The organism is Mucilaginibacter myungsuensis, from assembly GCF_015222005.1.
Taxonomy (GTDB): Bacteria; Bacteroidota; Bacteroidia; order Sphingobacteriales; family Sphingobacteriaceae; genus Mucilaginibacter; species Mucilaginibacter myungsuensis.
This window is the reverse complement of record NZ_JADFFL010000006.1, coordinates 219256-238445: the sequence shown is the minus strand read 5'-3', so window position 1 is coordinate 238445 and position 19190 is coordinate 219256. Positions and strand designations below refer to the sequence as shown.

The window sequence follows — 19190 nt, the reverse complement described above, 5'->3', positions numbered from 1 at the left end:
TCTATTTATAGTTGTCATGATCAAAGACCTTTCGCCTTTGACCTCTCACCTTTTACCTCGTCCTAAACTATCCCCATCCGGTTCGAGTCCAGCTTGATCAATGTGAAGATGAGGATCGTAAAACTTAACAATGATGATCCACCATAACTGATCAGCGGCAACGGGATACCGATCACGGGCATAAAGCCCACCGTCATGGCGATGTTGATGAAGAAGTGGAAAAAGATGACCGAGGCTACGCCGTAACCGTATATGCGCGAGAATGGCGATCGCTGGCGTTCGGCTACGTGGATGATCCTGAGCAGCAAGAACAGGAACAGACCTATTACCACAATGGATCCGGCAAAGCCCCACTCCTCGCCTACCGTACAAAAGATAAAGTCGGTGCTTTGTTCGGGTACAAAGGAGTATTTGGTTTGCGTCCCTTGCAAATAGCCTTTACCCCACATACCTCCGGAACCGATGGCAATCTTGGATTGATTTTGATTATAACCTACGTGTTTAGTATCGTTGGTAAGGCCTAATACCAGATCTATACGTTCGCGCTGATGAGACTGCAGGCCATGTGTATAAAGCGGCCTGATCACAAATACGAACCCGACGCTCAGCAACGTCCCCAGCAATACCCAAAGCGCTAAGGCCCTGTTACGCTTTACAAACCAGATGAGCAACAAGCCTGCCGTCATAATGCCTGCTATGAGATACCATTGGTTAACCACCAATAACGACAACACGAACAGCACCGCCAATAACCCGAAAATAATGAGGAACAATGGCGACAACCCTTCGCGGTAAAGCACAAATATCAATGAGCAGAATACCAGTGTAGACCCCGCATCCGGCTGTTTTAGAATCAGGAGCATTGGCAACAGGATGATACCGCCTGCAATGAGGAACGATTTGATCTCGGTCACCTTGATATTAACGCCGCTTAAATAACGGGCCAGCAGTAAACACGTAGAATATTTGGCAAATTCTGATGGTTGCAAACGGAAACCACCGCCTATATCTATCCAGGCTTGATTACCACCCACGTTGCGGCCTATTACCAATACCAGGATCAAAAGCAACACCGTCGCTACATAAAAAGTTGGCGCGAGGGCGCTTAAAAAGCGGCTCTCTAATAGCAAGATGACAGTACCGACCACGAAAGCCACTATCAAAAAGATGAACTGGCTGCCGTAGCGAGTATGGGTATCAAATAAACTGGTGTGTTCGGGGTCAAAAACTGCCGCCCGGATATTGAACCAACCGATCATACAAAGTGCAACGTAGATCAGTATCAACAACCAATCAACATTAAAAAAAAGACTGCGTTGCTCATTTCTCATTTGCGGTCCTCCTTTTTGGGCAACATGGCTATAGTAATTGGCTTTGATCGGTTTGCGGGTGATTTGGGTGCACGTTGTTTCATGGCCGCACTGTCGATCAGTTTTTGCTTTATCGAATCTTTTGGAGACAATGGCTTAACAGGCGCTTTCACTTTTGGCTGTGGCATCAAATTCAGGCCGCTGTAATAATCGACAGAAAAACCCGGCCCGGCATCACGAGGGGTGATCTTTCCACGTAAATATTGCTCGACCATAAAACTTGCTATTGGTGCGGCATAGGTGCCACCATCGCCGGAGTTCTCCACAATTACTGCTATGGCGATCTTAGGTGTATCTCGCGGGGCAAAAGCCACAAACACAGAGTGGTTCTTACCGCTATGGTCACTATTTTGTGCTGTGCCGGTCTTCCCGCACATAATAATGCCGGGGATCTTGGATGCACGTGCTGTACCATAGTCTACAACCTGTTGCATCCCCAATATCACCTGCTCAAAATATTGCGCATCGACGCCAACATCGTGTTTAACCGTAAATTCGGGTTTGATCACTTTTTTGTCTCCTATAGCTTTGATCAGGTGAGGGGTATAAAAGAACCCGCGATTGGCAATAGCGCACTCTACATTCGCCAATTGTAGCATCGTGGCTTCCACCTCACCCTGACCGATGGCATTAGAAAGTATGGTTTTTGAGCGCCATTGGCCATTAGGATAAAATTTATTATAAAGTTTGGATGTGGGCACCCTTCCGCGCTTCTCGCCATTAAGGTCAACCCCAAGCTTTACGCCTAACCCAAATTTATTAACGTTGCTTGCCCAATAATCTAAACTTGTAGCTGTAGCTTTAGCTCCTCTGGCATTGATCAGCTTCTCGTACACCATGGCAAAATAACCATTGCAAGATTCGGCAATGGCCGAACTTAAGTTGACCAGACCATGCACGTGGGTACACTTAGGCTTGCCATTGTTGGCCAAATACCTGCCCGGGCATAAGTAAGTGGTTTGTTTGGTGATCACCCCTTCCTGCAATGCTATCAATGCGCTTAAAGGCTTAAAGGAAGACCCCGGCGGATACGTTGCCTGAATAGGGCGTATCATCAAACGGTGATTTGGGCTGTTCTGAATATCCATGTAGTGATTACCATGGTTACGGCCCACCATCAAGTTGGGATTATATCCGGGAGTACTTACAAAGGCCAATATCTCGCCCGATGACGGCTCGATAGCCACAATGCTGCCAACTTTGTTCTGCATCAGGTGTTCGCCCAATTTTTGTATGCGGCTGTCTAACGATGATATCAGTTGCTCCCCGGCAACAGCGGCAGTATCATAGGCCCCATTGGCAAATCTGCCTTTAGGTATGCCTTTGTTATCCACCATCAAATTCTGCACGCCCCGTTGGCCGCGCAGCGCTTCTTCGTACGAGCTTTCTACGCCCGTCCTGCCAATATAATCGCCGGGGTGGTAATAGCCGCCGTGTTTCTCTATATCATAATTTTTCACCTCATCGGTATAACCTAAAAAGTGCGCGGCAATAGAATCGGGGTAACTGCGTACCGAACGCAGCTGTACATCAAAACCAGGGAACTCATATAAGCGTTCCTGCAAAGACGCGTACAGCGCTCCCGAAAGCTGCCCCTCAAACACTGTTGCACGTGTAACGCCGTTCTTGATCTTGGCGTTGGCTAAACGCAGGCGGAAGCCTTTCATATCGATGCCTAAAAGATCGCACAAGGCCAGGGTGTCAAAAGGCTTCACCTGCTTCGGGGTGACCATGATATCGTAAACGGGTTGGTTCTCTACCAGTACTATACCGTTGCGGTCTTTGATCGGTCCGCGGGCGGGGAACACGATGCGGGTACGCACCACGTTGTTTTTAGCCAGCAGGATGTATTTTTCGTCTACGATCTGGAGATAGAAAAGCCGGGCCAGCAAGACCAGGGCAATAACAACAAAAATGATGGTAACAACGTAGCGCCGCGCAAAAAAACTGTTCATTTACGTTCTTTTCTCCTGAAAAATAATAGTCCGGTGATCAGCATTAAAAATACGGTAAAAACCGAACTTATAATAAAACGGGTGAAGGTATATTGTATTTCGCTAATGCTGAAAACTTCCAGATTAAAGAGGAAGAAATGATGGAATAAGGTGAGGATGGACGCGTAGGTAAAGAACCAGCGGAAACCCATAACGCTAAGCGTTGGTTCGGGTTCGTTATCAAAACCTTCTTTTTGTACCGTAATATTGATGAACAATATCCTTACAAAAGCCAACAGCACGCAGGCGGCCGCATGCAGTCCGGGTGTATCGTAAAAAGCATCAACCGTAAGACCTGTTAAAAAGGCCAGCAGGAAAAGCAAAATGTTCGGTATCTCGAAAGGCAATAAAAGGATGTACAGGATGTAGATATACGGGATAGACAAGCTGTACAGCGTGATATTTTTGAGCAGGAAAACCTGCACCAATACCAGTACAACAAACCTTACCAAATTAATTAATATCGTTCTGCTCATCTTTTTGCTTCAGTTCCAGATCGGTCTGTTCTTTATTTAAGCGGTTGGTAACCACGTACACGTATTGCAGTTTGCTAAAATCTACAGATAGGGTCACCTCCATATTCAGGAAAAAGCCGCCTGTTTTTGTGCGCAGGTTAGATACCCGGCCAATAGGCACACCGGTAGGGAATAATGACTGATCCGAAGCTACCACCAACTCGCCAATATGCGGCTTTGCGCTATTGTTAACATCTACTAATTGCGCAACGCGCGGGTCCAGGTTGTCAGCCCATTTAATAGTGCCCCTTACCCTATCATCGTTAAGCATTGCGCTAAATGAGGTCTCTTTGTGTAGCAGTGACATCACGATCGAAAAATGTTTCGAGACCATTACAACTATGCCGACCACACCCTGATCACTGATCACCCCCATATTTTTCTGGATACCAGCATCGCTACCACGGTTGATGGTAATGGTGTTATTGCGCTTATTAACGCTATTGTTGATCACGCGGGCAACGGTGTACTCATATTGCTGGAGATAGACCGTATCGTTAACCATACGCTTAGCCAGGGTGTCTATATAGAACGATGACTTCAGCTTGGCCCGTAATGCTGCGTTGTCTTTAGCCAGCTGATCGTTCACCTGCTGTAGCGACAAATAGCGTTCAGCCTCGTTATACTTGGCGTAGACGTTCCCCGTCACCTCGTTGGTAGAATTGATCAGACTTGCCTTTTGGAACGAGTTGTATTTACCATAAATAACCAACGCGCCAACCTCAAATATCAGGAACAGAAAGAATGCGTTGTACTTAGTGATAAATATCAGGAGGTTGCGCATGTCTTATTTAGTTTGACAGGGAATCAAGAGTATAGAGTCAAGAATCAAGAAAGAAAAAAGTCTCGCTTCTTGATTCTTGGCCCTTGCATCTTTCTATTGCATTAAGAACTTAAAGTTACCAATATTCTTAAGGGCCGTGCCGGTACCGCGTACTACGGCGCGAAGCGGATCTTCGGCTACGTGTACAGGTAGTTTAGTTTTGGCAGCGATACGTTTGTCTAAACCGCGTAGTAATGCACCACCACCTGTCAGGTAGATACCTGTTTGGTAGATATCCGCAGATAACTCCGGCGGGGTGATCTCTAACGCTTTTAGGATCGCTTCTTCTATTTTAGAGATAGATTTATCTAAGCAATGGGCTATCTCGGTGTAAGATACGGTGATCTGTTTAGGCACACCGGTCATCAGGTCGCGGCCTTGTACAGCGAAATCTGCAGGTGGATCAGCTAACTCAGGCAACGCGGCACCAACCTCTATCTTGATCTTTTCAGCCGTACGGTCGCCGATCATGATGTTGTGCTGGCGACGGATATACTGAACGATATCCGAGTCGAAGTTATCACCCGCTACGCGGATAGACTGATCACAAACGATACCCGATAAGGCAATAACCGCGATCTCGGTAGTACCACCACCGATATCAATGATCATGTTACCCATCGGCTCTTCAACGTCTATACCGATACCTACCGCGGCAGCCATAGGCTCGTGGATCAGGTAAACCTCTTTAGCGCCCGCTATCTCGGCCGAGTCGCGCACGGCGCGTTTCTCAACCTCGGTAATGCCTGATGGGATACAGATAACCATACGCAGCGACGGGAAAAACCAGCCTTTACCCTGGTTGATCATTTTGATCATACCGCGGATCATGTGCTCGGCGGCGTTAAAGTCGGCGATCACACCATCTTTCAATGGGCGAACAGTGCGGATATTATCGTGAGTTTTACCCTCCATCTGCATAGCCTGGCGGCCAATGGCGATAACTTTGTTTGTGGTGCGGTCAAAAGCTACGATCGACGGCTCGTCGACAACAACTTTATCATTATGTATAATAAGGGTATTTGCGGTACCCAGGTCAATAGCTATTTCCTGTGTGAAAAAATTGAATAAACCCATTTACTGTGTGTTTAAAATAGTGTGCAAAGTTAGCTAAAAATAAGTCTAATGATCTCTATTCATCGCCTGATCTTTAAAGCGTTGAATTAAAATTATTATTGTGTGGGTTTAGTTATTTATCACGCGCCAAAGACGTTGCCGCCTGAGGGTTAATGTATTAAAAACCCCTCTCCTTGCGAGAGGGGTTATGGTGAGATCTTAGTGTTTAAAGTGACGCACACCGGTGGTCACCATGCTGATACCTTTTTGGTTAGCCATATCTACCGACAGTTGATCTTTGATAGATCCCCCCGGTTGCAACACGGCAACAATACCTGCCTCAGCCGCTATCTCCACACAATCAGGGAAAGGGAAGAAAGCTTCAGAAGCCATCGATGCCCCTTTAACGTCGAAGCCGAATGATGCAGCCTTTTCGATCGCTTGTCTTAAGGCGTCAACGCGTGAGGTTTGCCCTACACCGCTGGCCAGCATCTGATTGTTCTTAACCAATACAATAGCGTTAGATTTAGTATTCTTGGCGATCTTGTTAGCAAGGAACAGGTCTTTCAATTCCTGCTCGCTTGGTTGGCGCACGGTAACGGTCTTCATTTCGGCCGGGCCTTCAACGGTCAGGTCCTTATCTTGTTCGATAACGCCATTTAATAGCGTCTTGAATTGTTTCAGTGGCAACTCTACTGGCTGACGTACCAATACGATACGACCTTTACGGGCGGTCAAGATAGCAACAGCCTCGTCTGTATAAGCCGGCGCGATCAGTACTTCGTAGAATAACTTGTCAATTTCAGAAGCGGTCTCCGCATCGATCTCGGTATTGGTGATGATCACACCACCGAAAGCTGAAACCGGGTCGCAAGCCAAAGCATCGATCCAAGCCTCTTTAATAAATTGACGGGTTGCTACGCCGCAAGCGTTGGTATGTTTAAGGATAGCCACGGTAGGCTCGGTAAACTCGTCGATCAGGGCAACGGCCGCGTCAACGTCTACCAGGTTATTGTACGATAATTCTTTACCTTTCTCGCTCAGGTTATTGAACATCGCATCCAGGTTACCGTAGAATACACCTTGTTGGTGCGGGTTCTCGCCGTAACGTAAGGTCTTAGCGTCGATAATGCTTTGTTTGAATGCCGGGATGCCTTCTTCCTGGTTGAAATAATTGAAAATGGCAGTATCGTAATTAGATGAGATATTGAATGCTTTTGCAGCAAATTTACGGCGCTGATCAAAAGTAGTAGTGCCTTCCTGCTCTTTCAGTAAGGTCTCTAAACCTGAGTAGTCATCTTTAGATGCAATGATCACCACATCTTTATGGTTTTTAGCGGCTGCGCGGATCAATGAGATACCGCCGATATCGATCTTCTCGATAATATCATCCTGTCCGGCGCCCGACTTAACGGTCTCTTCGAATGGGTACAAGTCAACAATAACCAGGTCTATCTCAGGGATTCGATACTCGGCGATCTGCTGCTGATCGGCTTCTAAACCACGACGGGTCAGGATACCGCCGAACACTTTAGGATGCAATGTTTTTACACGGCCACCCAGGATAGACGGGTAGCTGGTCAGGTCCTCTACCTTGATCACGTCCACACCTAAAGCTTTAATGAAAGTTTCGGTGCCACCGGTGGTATAAATGTTAACACCAAGGCGGTTAAGTTCGTGAATTATCGGTTCCAGATTATCCTTATAATAAACTGATATTAAAGCGTTTTTTATCTTTACGGACTGACTCATGAGCAGGGTTATTTTTTAAGGCGCAAAGGTAAGTTTTTGTGATCAGAGATAAGTGACCGGTGATCAGTTTTTTTCTGTTTACAAAATATTGTAACTTAGTATTATGACGAGAGTGATCATTGATACCGATTCTGCCGAGGATACCGCTTTAGCTTTGCAATTCGCCGAGGAGCGTGGCTTCAAGGCGAGGGCGGAAGAGCATCGGGTTTTGACAGACGATGATATGATATTCGGCATTGGTAGACCTGCAACGGATGCCGAACTGACGGAATATCTGTTAAAAATCGAAGAAGATGAAAATGATGAGTCTAAATGGATAAGCATTGAAGATGTCAAACGTCAATTCTCTTCAAAATAATCACTATCCAATCTTTTAACTTCATATACCCGTTGCGCGGCCACACCCAAATTATAGTCGATCATCAATTGCGCTAATTGCTCGCCATCGATCAAAACGATCTTAGTTTCATTTCGTGGTGTATAACCCAAAGCCTCTTTGGTAAATGTTGATGTAGTAATAAACACACCTTTCTTAGCTCCCTGGCCAGCTAATGCGCCGACGAACTTATGAAGTTCGGGCCGACCTACCACATTTCCAGCCTGCCATCTCTTTGCCTGAATGTAGATGATATCTAAACCTAATTTATCCTCTTTAATGGTCCCATCAATACCTTCATCACCTGTCTTACCAATGGCATTACCTGCATCCTTTATCGAACCTCCATACCCCATTTTCACCAACAGTTCTACCACTAAACGTTCGAAAAACATAGGGGACGAACGACGTACCGTATCTAATAATTCTAAAGCTAAAGAGCGACGTATCGTCTGGTAAGATGTTTCTATCCTTTCTTCCGGAGTTTCTTCATCAATATCTGAATTGGCCTCTGTTACTGTCGTATTTTCTGCTCCATCCTTTTTATAAGTTTGGAAATCGATAAATTCCTGAAAACGTCTCAGAAGTGCGTTGTCAATTTTTACAGGTTTCTCTTTGAGTACACTCTCGCCTCTTGCCGTCAATACTACGATACCGCGCTTAGGAGATTCAAGAAGACCAGCTTTTTTGAGATAGGTTTTTGCCCATGCGATTCTGTTTGCAAACAGAAAGCCCTGGCCACTCGGCAATAATTCATTCAGATCATCATCAGTTAAATTAAAATGACGAGCTAACGGTTCAATAAGATCTTTTAATAAATAAGCCTGTTTATTGGCAAGCAAATTCAATAAGGGCAGCATGATGGTTTGGTAGTCAGGAATTGGCATAGGGTAAATATACGGAATTTACCTAACGTCTTCCCGATAGATATCGGGATAACTCCCCTCTAATTTCTCAAGAACGCATCTTCTTCAACAACCCTTCAATCACCCTTGGGAAATGGTGATGCTCCAACTGTTGGATCTTAAATTTCACTACCTCTAAAGTATCATCGGCATCTATCTTGAATTTAGATTGATGCAGGATCTCGCCTTCGTCAAAGTGTTCGTTAGCGAAGTGAATGGTGATGCCCGATTCTTCTTCACCGTCGGCTAATACGGCTTTGTGGATATGGTCGCCGTACATGCCTTTGCCGCCGTATTTTGGTAGCAGGGCGGGGTGTATGTTGATAACCTTATTAGGGAATGCTTGCAATAACGTAACCGGAACCAACCAAAGGAAACCGGCCAGTACGATCAGATCCACCTGCAGGTTCTTCAGCAGACGGATTACGTCATCGGTATTGTAGAATTCTTCACGGTTGAATATGTGGGTCGGTATCTCAAAGTTATCTGCCCGTTGCAGTACGTAGGCGTTGGGATTATTAGTGAGGATCAAAACTACCTCGGCATCGGGATGGCGTTTAAAATGCTCCATGATCTTTTGAGCATTAGAACCGGAACCGGAAGCAAAAATAGCGATACGTTTTTTCAAGCAGGTGTAGTATTAGTTTATACCGAACAGTTCGACACGCTCAAATATAAGATCTTTTGTAAAAATTACGTACAAATTAGTTCCGGATAAAACCGTAGCGTTTAATATGGCGCTTATCTGTAGACAGATAGTACGAACTGAGGTCGCCCGTCTCCAGTACCATCGAATACTGACCAAGGTTAATGATACGCGCATAAGTGAAGGGCTTGGCAGTGACCCGCGCACCAGCCAAAGTATCCTGAGCGCTTAATGAAGATAGCAGCGTTAGCTTATCCTCAGCCAATTGCCAACTGCCTTTGGCGGTCTGGCTAATGCACGAAAAATCGGTGTAAGAACAAGTGTTGTCCTTATTAAAAGTGAAGGTCTGGTTCAACCCGCAGGTAGCATTCAGTGTGTCTATACTGGTGTTGTTACCGCCTACGTAGTTATAACGCATCACCGAGGCCAGTTGCCAGCTCCCGCGGGCCAGCAAAGCCTCTACTGTGCCCTCGGCATCCTTTTTACAAGAGTTCAACAACAGGCACAAACCTGCTAAACCAAACAATACCGATAATTTAAACCTCTTTTTCATTAATACTTTAACGCTGCAAATATGCATTAAACGCATGCAACATCCTTAAATTATCTGCAAGCACCAACAATGCAGCCTCCGCAGTTCATTCCCCTTTAGGGAATCAGGGGACGGCCTATTTCTTCTCTAACCTGATCTGATACAGATGCGGCCACTTTTTACCGGTCACAAAAAGGCGTTTGCCTTTGGCGTCCCAGGCAATGCCGTTAAATACTTTATCTACGCTGTCAAAATCTGCCGGGCGGTCTTTTAGCGGCCACAGGTCGGTCATATCCACGTGTTGCAGTACAGCACCGGTTTTAGGGTCGATCACCAAAATATCGTTAGTGGTGTAAACATTGGCGTATATTTTCCCGTCTATCATCTCCAACTCGTTGATCTGCATCTTGGGGCTTTTATCATCGCACACATCAATATATCCTTGCGCGGCGTAATTGTCTTTATTCAGGAACCAGATACGGTTGGTGCTGTCGTCCATGTAGATCTGCTTATCGTCAGAACATAAGCCCCAGCCCTCTACCCCAACATTGTTAGGAAAAGTTTTGGTCAAGTCTAAAGTGTTCTTATTATAAACGTAACCAATGCGCTCGGTGTAGGTCATCATGATAAGCTTATCGCCGACTATGGCAATACCCTCGTTAAACACTTTCGGGTCGCCGGGCACCTCTTTTATTGGTTTGCCGGTCTCTAAATTAACTTTGCGTAAGCTCGAACGGCCTGTTTGCTCACCTGCACGGCCACCGTCGCTCTCATATAAAATACCGTCCTGATAGATCAATCCTTCGGTATAACTTGCTGTATCGTGTGGGAAAACTTTTTCTACTACAAACTTTAACTCTTCGGGCGCTTTAGCAGCGTAGAGCGAAAAGCTGGTCGAGATATCGATACTCTTACCGGCCTGAAAGATCTTGGCCGTAATTAGGCGCGTTCCCAGCTTCATACTACCGGTCTTAAGCGCAAATCCTGAGCCATCCTTAGCCGTGGTGTATCGTACCGAATCTAATAGGTAAACCACCGAATCGGGTTTGATCTCGTCGGGATAGTTCACTTTGATATCTACCGGTGCTCCTGCGTTGTAGGTGGTGCCCATTTCGGGTGTTAGGGTGATCCCGGTATCCGCCACTTTGTTATCGCCGCAACTTGCAGCAAAAAGGGCTATAGCGCTTAAGGATAGTATGGCGAGTTTCTTCATTGCATTTAATTAACCGCTTAGCAGGCCAAGGGTTTGTTGTAAATTTTGCCGAATATAAAAGTTATCGGGGATACCGCCTTATAGTCTTTCAAAAGTCTTTGGTTTCCTCCCTGTTCAAGAACGGCCAACTGCCCACTCAAACTGCTAACTCCAAACTATTGAAACCTCATCCGCATGTTCACACCAAAGTTGGTCACTGATGTATTGAAGGTTTGCGAGGTGTATGGCTTGGTGATATTAGAATCATAGAACAGCGTCATATTGAACCTGTCGCTTAGCTTGTAATCTATCGACGGGCGCATGGTGATGTTCTGCTGGCCCGATGATACTTCGGCAGTGCGCACATCCGCGCGGTAGATCAGCGTTTTGTTATCACGATAAGATACCGTCATTTTAAACTCCATGTCGTTCTTAAATTTCACGTTCTGGAACATGCCGAACGGAAAACGGAAATCGCGAGTGAGGTAACCGAAGCTGAAATCGAACACATTATCGTTCATCTGCGCCAGCTGACTGTTCAGCAAACTCAGACTCAGCACCCGGCCTTTGTTGTAACCAAAGCTGGTATTAATGTTATTAGCGAACACGGCATCTACCTTGATCAGCGGCGCAAAAGCTTCCTCCATCGTTACCTGGGTGAACTGGTAGTTAGGCAAAAAGTCATTATTCACATCGCGGTTAATAGATGCGCCATTGACCTCTTGGTAACGGATCAGCGAACTGTAGGCGTTCACCGTGTATTGCGAGCGATAGCTGTGCGATAACCGTAGCGTACTAAAAACTTCGGCAAGGATAGGCACACGGCTCAGGCCTTGATAGTCGATATCCCAGTTAGGGATAGGGATATTGGGGAAGTTGTTCAAGCCGATAGTATTAGGATCTTTACCCGAATAGGCTGCCATGAACGCCGACACCAGTACCGATTGCGAGTTGGCGCCATAGCCATCATAGAAACCGGTAGCGGCGTTACGCCCTGCTGAGTTCAAATTCTGGCGACCTAACCTTTCGGATATTACCTGCCTCGCATCAAGGAATTTTTGGAATATGCTCGATTCGTTACCCTGTCCGTAAGGCTTAGAGAATGCCGTTGGCAGCGAGAAGAACGAGATACTGTAGTTACCGGATGTGATCGGACTTTGGTTTTGGAAACCTACGCCCTCCTGAAATTTAAAGTTGGTTTGGAAATTTTTATTCTCCAATCGCTTACTGATCAAATTGATGCGGAAGTCCTTAAATGGTTCTATAGATGTCCGGATAACCAGGTTCTCGATCAGGCCTTTGGTATAGAGTTGGTTCTGCAAGGTATCGCGCGATAGCCAGCCGCCTGCAATGGCCCGTTGGCGCAGATCTGCCTGGCTGCCTAATAAAAAGCCAAGACCCGGGGCGTTGTAGCTAAAGTCTTGCCCAAAAAAGTTGGACTGCGGCAAATAACCAGGCAGTGTGGTTCCCTCGGTACGCGTATAATCCGCCTCGGCACGTTTCAATCCAGTCAGGAAGCCTAACAAGGCTCGGGTAAGGCCGGTGCCTTTGCTTGGGTCATTAAGATCGCGCAGGGTACGGAATTTATTGTAAAACTTGTTAAAGTCAAGCACCGGTGTGAAGCGCATAGTGCGGTCATTATGCAGGGTGTTGCCCACATTGTAGGTAGGCGAATTAATGGCAAATTGCGGCTGCGAATTCCAAAAGAAACTGGTTTGATAATCTACCGTAAACTTGGTCCAATCCATGTATGGCAATTTGCTCACCGGTGTTTCGTAAGCAAAATGGATGGTGTGGTTATAGTTAACGGTACGGCCTAAACGTTTCAGGTTCTCCCAAAGGGTATCGCGTTTAACGCCGGTGATCCGTCCCGATGGCTCGTCCACAACAGATAGGTTCGTAGCGTCGATATCCATCGATAGCGACTTGGTCAGTTTCCAGCCGATACCGTACACGCGGTTAATGGTAAAGTTCTTATTGTAATTCGTCGGGATCGGGATAAAGTTATTAGGGTCGTTGTTACGGATGGTATTCTCCGAGTAAAAACGATCAAAGGTGATATGGAAATTCAACCTGTCCGGGAACAGGCTGTAATTGATATCCTTGATCAGTGCCAATTTCTCGCTCCTGATCTTATTGAACGGTGTTTTGTATGCCGGTGTGCCGCCATAATCGTAACGCAGATCTACCCGGTAGGTGCTCTGCAACTCGCTAACCACGTTAAAATCGCGGTGTTCAAAATTGGTAAATGCGTACGTTGCTTTAAAGTTCTCGACGTCCCAAGGGCGGATAGGCTTGGTATTATTCGGTGATCGCACCTTGCCTATATCTGTAAAATTGAAGCTGCGGCGCATAGTATAGTCCTGCGCGGCGCGGGTGATCGAGTCGCGTTGCTGGCTGTTACGGGCGGCTGCAAGGGTATGTTTCAGTTCCACATCGGGCATGGCCGGGTCAAAGCGCGGCATACGGGTTTGGTTGGATAGGTTAATGTACATCGGGATGCGGATGTTGGTCCGGTCCGGGAAGAACTTGCCTAATTGCAACGTGGTAGAAAAATCGTAGGCCTTATCCTCGCTGCGGCTACGCTCGAACATCCGCTGATCTATCGATCCAAAACCGATGGTGCTCATGCGGCCGGCTAAGGTCACATCGGCAAAGTCGGCCAATTTGGTGTTCATCAAACCACTGGTCGCCCAGCCGCCGTTCTGGTCAAAATCGGTCAGGCGCAACTCGTTGAACCAAACAATGGCGGTCTTCTCCAAGCCATTATCAATGGTAGAGTTAGCCGGCTTTAAGGGGTTGCGCACACCCAACATAATGGCACGCAAACGGCTCAGATCGGGTTGGCCTTTAATGGTGATGCGATTGTTGCCATCTACAAAAGTGAATGGGGTTGTTATTGGCCAGGCCTGCCCGTTCAGCGTAGCCATGTTACGGGCCAGTTTGGCCCGGGTAAGCAGTTCCAACTCAATATTCATGGCGTTGGCATCGGGCCAGATGGCGGCCGGATCACGGCTGCCTTGCGGGGTTATCGCCAGCGGGACTTCGTACTCGTAATAGTTATCCTGATAGTCGACACCCAAACGGATGAACGCGCTGATCTCACCATTACGCACATCCTGGCCCTCGGCGTGGATAAACATTTGCAGGCGTTTGTACTGGCGCAGATCGTTATTGAAAGTCCGGAAGGCTGCACGCGAATAACCATCGCGCAGGTTAAATACCGATAATGATAACGATTGCTCGTTCAACCGGGTATCGGTACGCAGGTTGTTAAAATCACGCTGGCGTTGTATGCCCGGCGGCACAACGTAAGGGATAGGGTTACGGGTACCATTCTCCTCAATATTCACAGTACCAACATTCAGCAATGAGTTATCTACCGGCGGGTTGATCAGCGACGGATCGGCGATCACCTTGCTGGCCGAACCTTCGGCATTGTAGTTACGCCACTCGCCGCGCACCAGTTGCAGGGTAGCAAAACGCATCACCGCTGTATCGGCAAAGTTGGTGGTGAACATCCTGATAAATCGGATGGCCTTAAAATCCTGTATGTTTCCGAATTTAGCGGTATAACCCGCAATAGGTATCCTGAACTGATACCAGTTAGCCGTGGTGGTGGTACCATTTTGCAAGCGCACATTAGCGGTCACCTTATCAACAATGTTATTGGTACCCACGGCCAGATCGCCCGGGCGTACAGACACGCGGTATTGGAAATACTCGTCGGCCTGGTTCATGTTGTTATCGCGATTAATATCCTCACCATCGGGTAATGAGGTTGATGCCGAGGTTGGCAGACCAAGTTCGGCTTGCGATTGTTCGGATGTTTTAGAGTTACCCTCCAAGCCATTGAAACGGCTGTAGCGGGCCAAAATACCGGTACGTGCATCGTTCAGCGCGGGGCCCTGGTAGTATTGAAAATCATCCGAAGATGGGTCAGCCTCCAGCGCGGCGGCGGCGGCGGGGTTCAGTTGTGCTTTGATCTGGTTCAGCACCGTAGCAAATTTGGCACGTTCATCGGCGTTACCCAAACCATCCAAACCAACGTCTTGTAGCAGGCGGTTGGTTGGGTTACTGTCAAAAGCGTTTATCACCGGTTGCAGTTTCACTACGCGGCCCCAGGTGGTCTCGTCAACCTTGCTCAGGTCGCCGTCAACAGGCAGGCCGTTCTCCAACCCTTTGCGACCGTCGTACAAAATATCTTCGGATATGTTACCAAGGTTAAAGTACAGGTCGCCACCAGCCGAATTGTCTTTGTAGATGAATGGGTCCAGCATCCAAAATTCAATAAAAGCTACGTTAAGCGACTCAAAGTCGTTAGTCTCTAACTTGCGGAAGATACCACCCCAACGCGATCGCGGGTTTTGCAGCGTACCATCAGCATTAAAACCTGTGGGCGTGTAGTTGTACGGACCACGGGTATTTGGGTAAAAAGCTAGATCCAGCGTTGGCAATATCAGCGCCTGACCCGTCACTGACTGCTTGTAAGGGAATACCTCCTGCTCCAACACCTGCCTAACGTAGTGGTTAGAAAGTTCGGCCCTCGAGTTATTCAATTGCGGCACGTTAGATCCGGACAGGTTATAAAATATCGGGTCGATATTATAAAAGGCCAGTCGTGCACGGTTATAGCCATAACTCAGATCGTTAATGTTACGGAACTCGGGGAACATTTGTGGCGTGCCCGATATCTGCCAGTTAATAGCGCTCTTGATATCTATAACGGTACGGCTGTTCTCAAAATCGTCCAGATAGGATGTGCCTTTGGTAGATCCGGCAAAGTTAAGCGCGCTTGGCGTGCCCGGGTTCAGTTTGGCAAACTCGCCCGTAAAATTAAAGGTGGATGGCACCTTAGTGCTTACAAACGGCAATTTATCCACTAGCCTGGTCAGCAGACGCGAGTTAGTGCTGTAGTTCACGTCGAAGCCGTAGATGGAGTTAGAGATAGACTCCGCGCCCGTCAATTCCTTTTGGGTGATCGGCTGCTCGGTCAGGTGCAACATGGTAGCACCCAATAATAGTTTGTTGCTGGCGCGATAATCAAAACGGGTACCGTATAAGGATTTTTGTTGCACACCGAACAACTCGTTATTCTCTATCTTAATGGTGATCGGTTGGCCGGATTGCAGGATGGATGAGTTGAGCACCGTTAACTGGCCCGAGCTGTAATCCATGGTGTAATCAATACCTTCCTGCAAGCGCAAAGCACCCGCCGCCACAATAACCGAACCTTGCGGGATATTACCCATCCCCACTTGATAGGTCGAGCTTTTGGTGGCCGAATAGCTACCCTTGATCACATAACGGTTCAAGTTAGGGTATAATTGCTGGGCAATGGCCTGCGTGGTATCGTAAAGCGGGCGGTAGGCATAGCGGGCAACCAAGGCATCCTCGCCGGGGGCGAATTGCCGGGCAAGGTCATCGCCAAATGGCTCGACTACCGGGAAAATGATACGCCCGTTCTGCGAGTCGATGGTGATGCCTTCGATGAAGTCGAAGTAACCATCGGGTTTTTTATCCTGTTGCTGGTTCAGGTTATCCAGTCCCATCAATTGCAGCCAAAGCTTGCTGCGGGTATTTTGGCCCTCGTCCATAATGGCTTTCTCGATGTTGGATTTCTCATCCAGGCGCGAGATCACTACCTTAAAATTGCTCGGGTTAACCTGGTACGCACCTACCGAGTAGATGTTCTTCATCATCAGGTCCCAGGTTGGCAGGGTGGTCTTTAGTATCTCGTTCTTTAACAATTTGGTGTAAAGCACCTTGGGGTTATTAGGGTCGACAGGGATATCGTTAGAGAACTCACCCACCTGATATTCCACACCATTATAAGTATAGCGGTAAGCCACGGTCAGAATCTGATCGTTCTGCAGCGGACTTAACAGCGAAATATAACCCAGTTGCGGGTGCAGCACAAATTCCTCTGGTTTCAGCTTACGGGCATACGTCATCTTGCCATAGTTGTCTACCCCGCCAGTGCTTGCAAAATAAGATTGCAGGGCGGTAGAATTGGTCTCGCGGGCGGCAGCCGGCAGGTTAGCGAGTAAGTTATTGGATTGCTGCGTAAAGCCCGGCCCCACAAAACCGGCCGGCAACCCCGAAGTACCACCTTGCACCAAAGTAGTATTATAAGGCCTGTTCTCGCCCAGATCCAGGAACCCGATCACGTCGCGCGAGTCGGTCACAACGTTGGTACGGTTGGTGGTCCAAACCTCTATTTTGGTAATGGTTACGTTAGAGCTGATGATAGGGATATTGGCCAACGCCCGGTTATAATTATCGCGAAAGTATCGGGCCAAAAAGAAGTGTCGGTTAGCTTCGTAGTCCGTCGCTAAAGCCCGGAACTCGCCCTGCTGGGCTTGGTTAGATACGGTGATGGTACGCGCCTGCGACCGCTGTTGCGAAAATATACCCGTAACATCCAGCTTGCCGAATTTCAGTTTGGTCTTTAAACCGAACAAGGCTTGCGTTCCCGTGATCAAAGTGGTTGGCAATGGCATACTTACCGTACCGGCCTCTATTTTTTGAATGATCTCGTCGGCATGGCCGGTGTAATCCAGCTTGATCTGGTTCTCGAACTGGTACTGCGCGTCGGTATTGTAATTGGTATTGATACGCAATTTATCACCAATGGCGCCCTCCAGGTTCATCTGGATGTTCTGATCAAAATTAAAGTTGAACTGCTTACGCTGACGGGTATTAAAGAGCGGGTTCTCGTTACTATTTATCTGCCCGGCAAAGATCATATTTGCCTGTCCGCGGGGCGTAATGGATATGGTATTGCTGCCAAATATGCGCTCGAAGGTGCGGCTGCGCACCTGTATCTGCGGGATAAAACCCGGCTGCTGCGATTGGTAAGCATAATTATCAGACAACTGCCTGAAATAGGCCCGCTGGTTCAATTGCTGTTGCAATTGCAGGTATTCGGCAAAGGTGAGGTACTGTGGCGGGCGGTACATCATATTGCCCACCTTCTGGATCAGCACATATTGGTTGGTGATGGGGTTGTACTCGATGGTGCGGGTCAACCCCGGAGGGTCCTCATCAAAGTAGCCTTTGCGCGACAGATTGTTGCGGGTAGCGGCCGGGATGTTGGGTACTTTGATAATAGACGAATCCTGCTTCACCTGGGCAATAGCATGGCCAACTCCGCCCAAAACGGACACCAGCAACGCACACACCCACAGCTTAACAGTAAAATTTTTAACCAACTAAGTAGCCTTGAATAATGGTAATTATAAACTTTTGAGGGCTGATTTGATCAGTTGCTCAACGGTTAATGTACCGCCATTTCGGTTAAGCTCCTGATCAAGAACCTTTTCGGCCGCGTTACGTGCAAAGCCCAGCATTACCAGGGCCGATAAGGCCTCGTCTTTAGCCGTAACGTTGCTTGGCATAGCGATCAATGTATCCGGACCATCCTTTTTCAGTTTGTCCTGTAACTCCAGGATCAGCCGCTGAGCCGATTTTGGGCCGATGCCTTTTATCCGTTGGATCTGCGCTACGTTACCGCCAATAATGGCAGCCTGTATCTCCTGCGGAGTGATGGACGATAAGATCATCCTCCCCGTATTAGCCCCAATGCCCGAAACTGATATCAAATGCAAAAATAAGCGCCGCTCGCCCTCGTCAATAAAACCATATAACGTATGCGCGTCCTCTTTAACGTGCAGCCATGTAAATAATTTGCATTTTTCTGAATCGCCAAGTTGAGAGTAGGTATTTAGCGAGATATTGATGTGATAACCAACGCCCCCGGCGTCTATCACCACGTAAGCGGGGCTTTTAAAAGCCAGTTTGCCATCTATGTATGCGTACATTTTTTTCGAGCTTAAAGGTGAAAGGGTAAAGGCAAAAGGTCTTTTTTTTATTAACGACGAAAGATAATAGTTAAAGGATAAAGGTCAAAGGCAAAAGGTCAAAGGTTTTTCAGAAAATTCTAACCGGGTTTTAATGACCAAAGAAAGGATAAAGGTGAAAGGTAAAAGGTCTTCTCTTCAAACCTTTCGCCTTTTACCTTTCGCCT

The 19190-nt window shown here is 47.3% G+C and carries 13 protein-coding genes; 1 reads left to right on the top strand and 12 read right to left on the bottom strand.

Annotation, left to right across the window (positions count from 1 at the left end; all coding sequences use genetic code 11):
• Window positions 1–62: 62 nt before the first annotated feature.
• The 6 genes from rodA to purH all read right to left on the bottom strand — a co-directional run bounded on the left by rodA (window position 63) and on the right by purH (window position 7510).
• Complete coding sequence (rodA, locus tag IRJ16_RS16435; protein WP_194112707.1) at window positions 63–1331, bottom strand: rod shape-determining protein RodA; 1269 nt, start codon at window positions 1329–1331, stop codon at window positions 63–65.
• The gene (gene mrdA, locus IRJ16_RS16430; RefSeq protein ID WP_194112706.1) at window positions 1328–3325 is read right to left on the bottom strand and encodes a penicillin-binding protein 2; all 1998 of its coding nucleotides are present in this window, start codon (window positions 3323–3325) and stop codon (window positions 1328–1330) included. The genes rodA and mrdA overlap by 4 nt, the downstream gene beginning before the upstream one ends.
• Window positions 3322–3840, bottom strand: coding sequence for a rod shape-determining protein MreD (locus IRJ16_RS16425; protein WP_194112705.1), 519 nt, complete (start codon window positions 3838–3840; stop codon window positions 3322–3324). The genes mrdA and IRJ16_RS16425 overlap by 4 nt, the downstream gene beginning before the upstream one ends.
• Window positions 3818–4663 (bottom strand): rod shape-determining protein MreC, encoded by an 846-nt coding sequence (gene mreC, locus IRJ16_RS16420; RefSeq protein ID WP_194112704.1) that lies wholly within the window; start codon window positions 4661–4663, stop codon window positions 3818–3820. Before mreC ends, IRJ16_RS16425 begins: the two co-directional genes overlap by 23 nt.
• A gap of 93 nt (window positions 4664–4756) precedes the next feature.
• Entirely contained in the window at window positions 4757–5779 is a 1023-nt protein-coding gene (locus IRJ16_RS16415) for a rod shape-determining protein (RefSeq protein ID WP_194112703.1), read from the bottom strand.
• 198 nt (window positions 5780–5977) lie between these two features.
• Window positions 5978–7510: a bifunctional phosphoribosylaminoimidazolecarboxamide formyltransferase/IMP cyclohydrolase gene (gene purH, locus IRJ16_RS16410; protein WP_194112702.1), complete on the bottom strand. Its 1533-nt coding sequence runs from the start codon at window positions 7508–7510 to the stop codon at window positions 5978–5980.
• A 103-nt stretch (window positions 7511–7613) separates the two neighbouring features.
• On the opposite strand from purH, the gene IRJ16_RS16405 reads away from it, so the two are divergent.
• Window positions 7614–7868, top strand: coding sequence for a hypothetical protein (locus tag IRJ16_RS16405; protein WP_194112701.1), 255 nt, complete (start codon window positions 7614–7616; stop codon window positions 7866–7868).
• Here IRJ16_RS16405 and IRJ16_RS16400 read toward each other — a convergent pair.
• From IRJ16_RS16400 to ruvA, 6 genes are all read right to left on the bottom strand, one after another.
• Window positions 7850–8773: a restriction endonuclease gene (locus tag IRJ16_RS16400; protein ID WP_194112700.1), complete on the bottom strand. Its 924-nt coding sequence runs from the start codon at window positions 8771–8773 to the stop codon at window positions 7850–7852. The two genes, IRJ16_RS16405 and IRJ16_RS16400, sit on opposite strands and share 19 nt — an antisense overlap.
• 67 nt (window positions 8774–8840) lie before the next feature.
• The gene (gene purN, locus IRJ16_RS16395) at window positions 8841–9419 is read right to left on the bottom strand and encodes a phosphoribosylglycinamide formyltransferase (protein WP_194112699.1); all 579 of its coding nucleotides are present in this window, start codon (window positions 9417–9419) and stop codon (window positions 8841–8843) included.
• 76 nt (window positions 9420–9495) lie between these two features.
• Window positions 9496–9990, bottom strand: coding sequence for a DUF5004 domain-containing protein (locus tag IRJ16_RS16390; protein ID WP_194112698.1), 495 nt, complete (start codon window positions 9988–9990; stop codon window positions 9496–9498).
• A gap of 115 nt (window positions 9991–10105) precedes the next feature.
• Window positions 10106–11182: a glutaminyl-peptide cyclotransferase gene (locus IRJ16_RS16385; protein ID WP_194112697.1), complete on the bottom strand. Its 1077-nt coding sequence runs from the start codon at window positions 11180–11182 to the stop codon at window positions 10106–10108.
• A 155-nt stretch (window positions 11183–11337) separates the two neighbouring features.
• Window positions 11338–18375 carry a T9SS outer membrane translocon Sov/SprA gene (gene sov, locus IRJ16_RS16380; protein WP_228080250.1) on the bottom strand — a complete coding sequence of 2346 codons (7038 nt, stop codon included), beginning with the start codon at window positions 18373–18375 and terminating at the stop codon, window positions 11338–11340.
• 24 nt (window positions 18376–18399) lie between these two features.
• Window positions 18400–18984, bottom strand: coding sequence for a Holliday junction branch migration protein RuvA (ruvA, locus tag IRJ16_RS16375; RefSeq protein ID WP_194112696.1), 585 nt, complete (start codon window positions 18982–18984; stop codon window positions 18400–18402).
• Window positions 18985–19190: the final 206 nt, after the last annotated feature.

Excerpts from the sequence above, each read along its gene's own strand:
- IRJ16_RS16405 (WP_194112701.1), top strand. The coding sequence starts at position 7,614 with ATGACGAGAGTGATCATTGATACCGATTCTGCCGAGGATACCGCTTTA.
- IRJ16_RS16415 (WP_194112703.1), bottom strand. The coding sequence starts at position 5,779 with ATGGGTTTATTCAATTTTTTCACACAGGAAATAGCTATTGACCTGGGT.
- mrdA (WP_194112706.1), bottom strand. The coding sequence starts at position 3,325 with ATGAACAGTTTTTTTGCGCGGCGCTACGTTGTTACCATCATTTTTGTT.
- IRJ16_RS16400 (WP_194112700.1), bottom strand. The coding sequence starts at position 8,773 with ATGCCAATTCCTGACTACCAAACCATCATGCTGCCCTTATTGAATTTG.
- IRJ16_RS16425 (WP_194112705.1), bottom strand. The coding sequence starts at position 3,840 with ATGAGCAGAACGATATTAATTAATTTGGTAAGGTTTGTTGTACTGGTA.
- IRJ16_RS16385 (WP_194112697.1), bottom strand. The coding sequence starts at position 11,182 with ATGAAGAAACTCGCCATACTATCCTTAAGCGCTATAGCCCTTTTTGCT.
- purH (WP_194112702.1), bottom strand. The coding sequence starts at position 7,510 with ATGAGTCAGTCCGTAAAGATAAAAAACGCTTTAATATCAGTTTATTAT.
- mreC (WP_194112704.1), bottom strand. The coding sequence starts at position 4,663 with ATGCGCAACCTCCTGATATTTATCACTAAGTACAACGCATTCTTTCTG.
- rodA (WP_194112707.1), bottom strand. The coding sequence starts at position 1,331 with ATGAGAAATGAGCAACGCAGTCTTTTTTTTAATGTTGATTGGTTGTTG.
- IRJ16_RS16390 (WP_194112698.1), bottom strand. The coding sequence starts at position 9,990 with ATGAAAAAGAGGTTTAAATTATCGGTATTGTTTGGTTTAGCAGGTTTG.
- ruvA (WP_194112696.1), bottom strand. The coding sequence starts at position 18,984 with ATGTACGCATACATAGATGGCAAACTGGCTTTTAAAAGCCCCGCTTAC.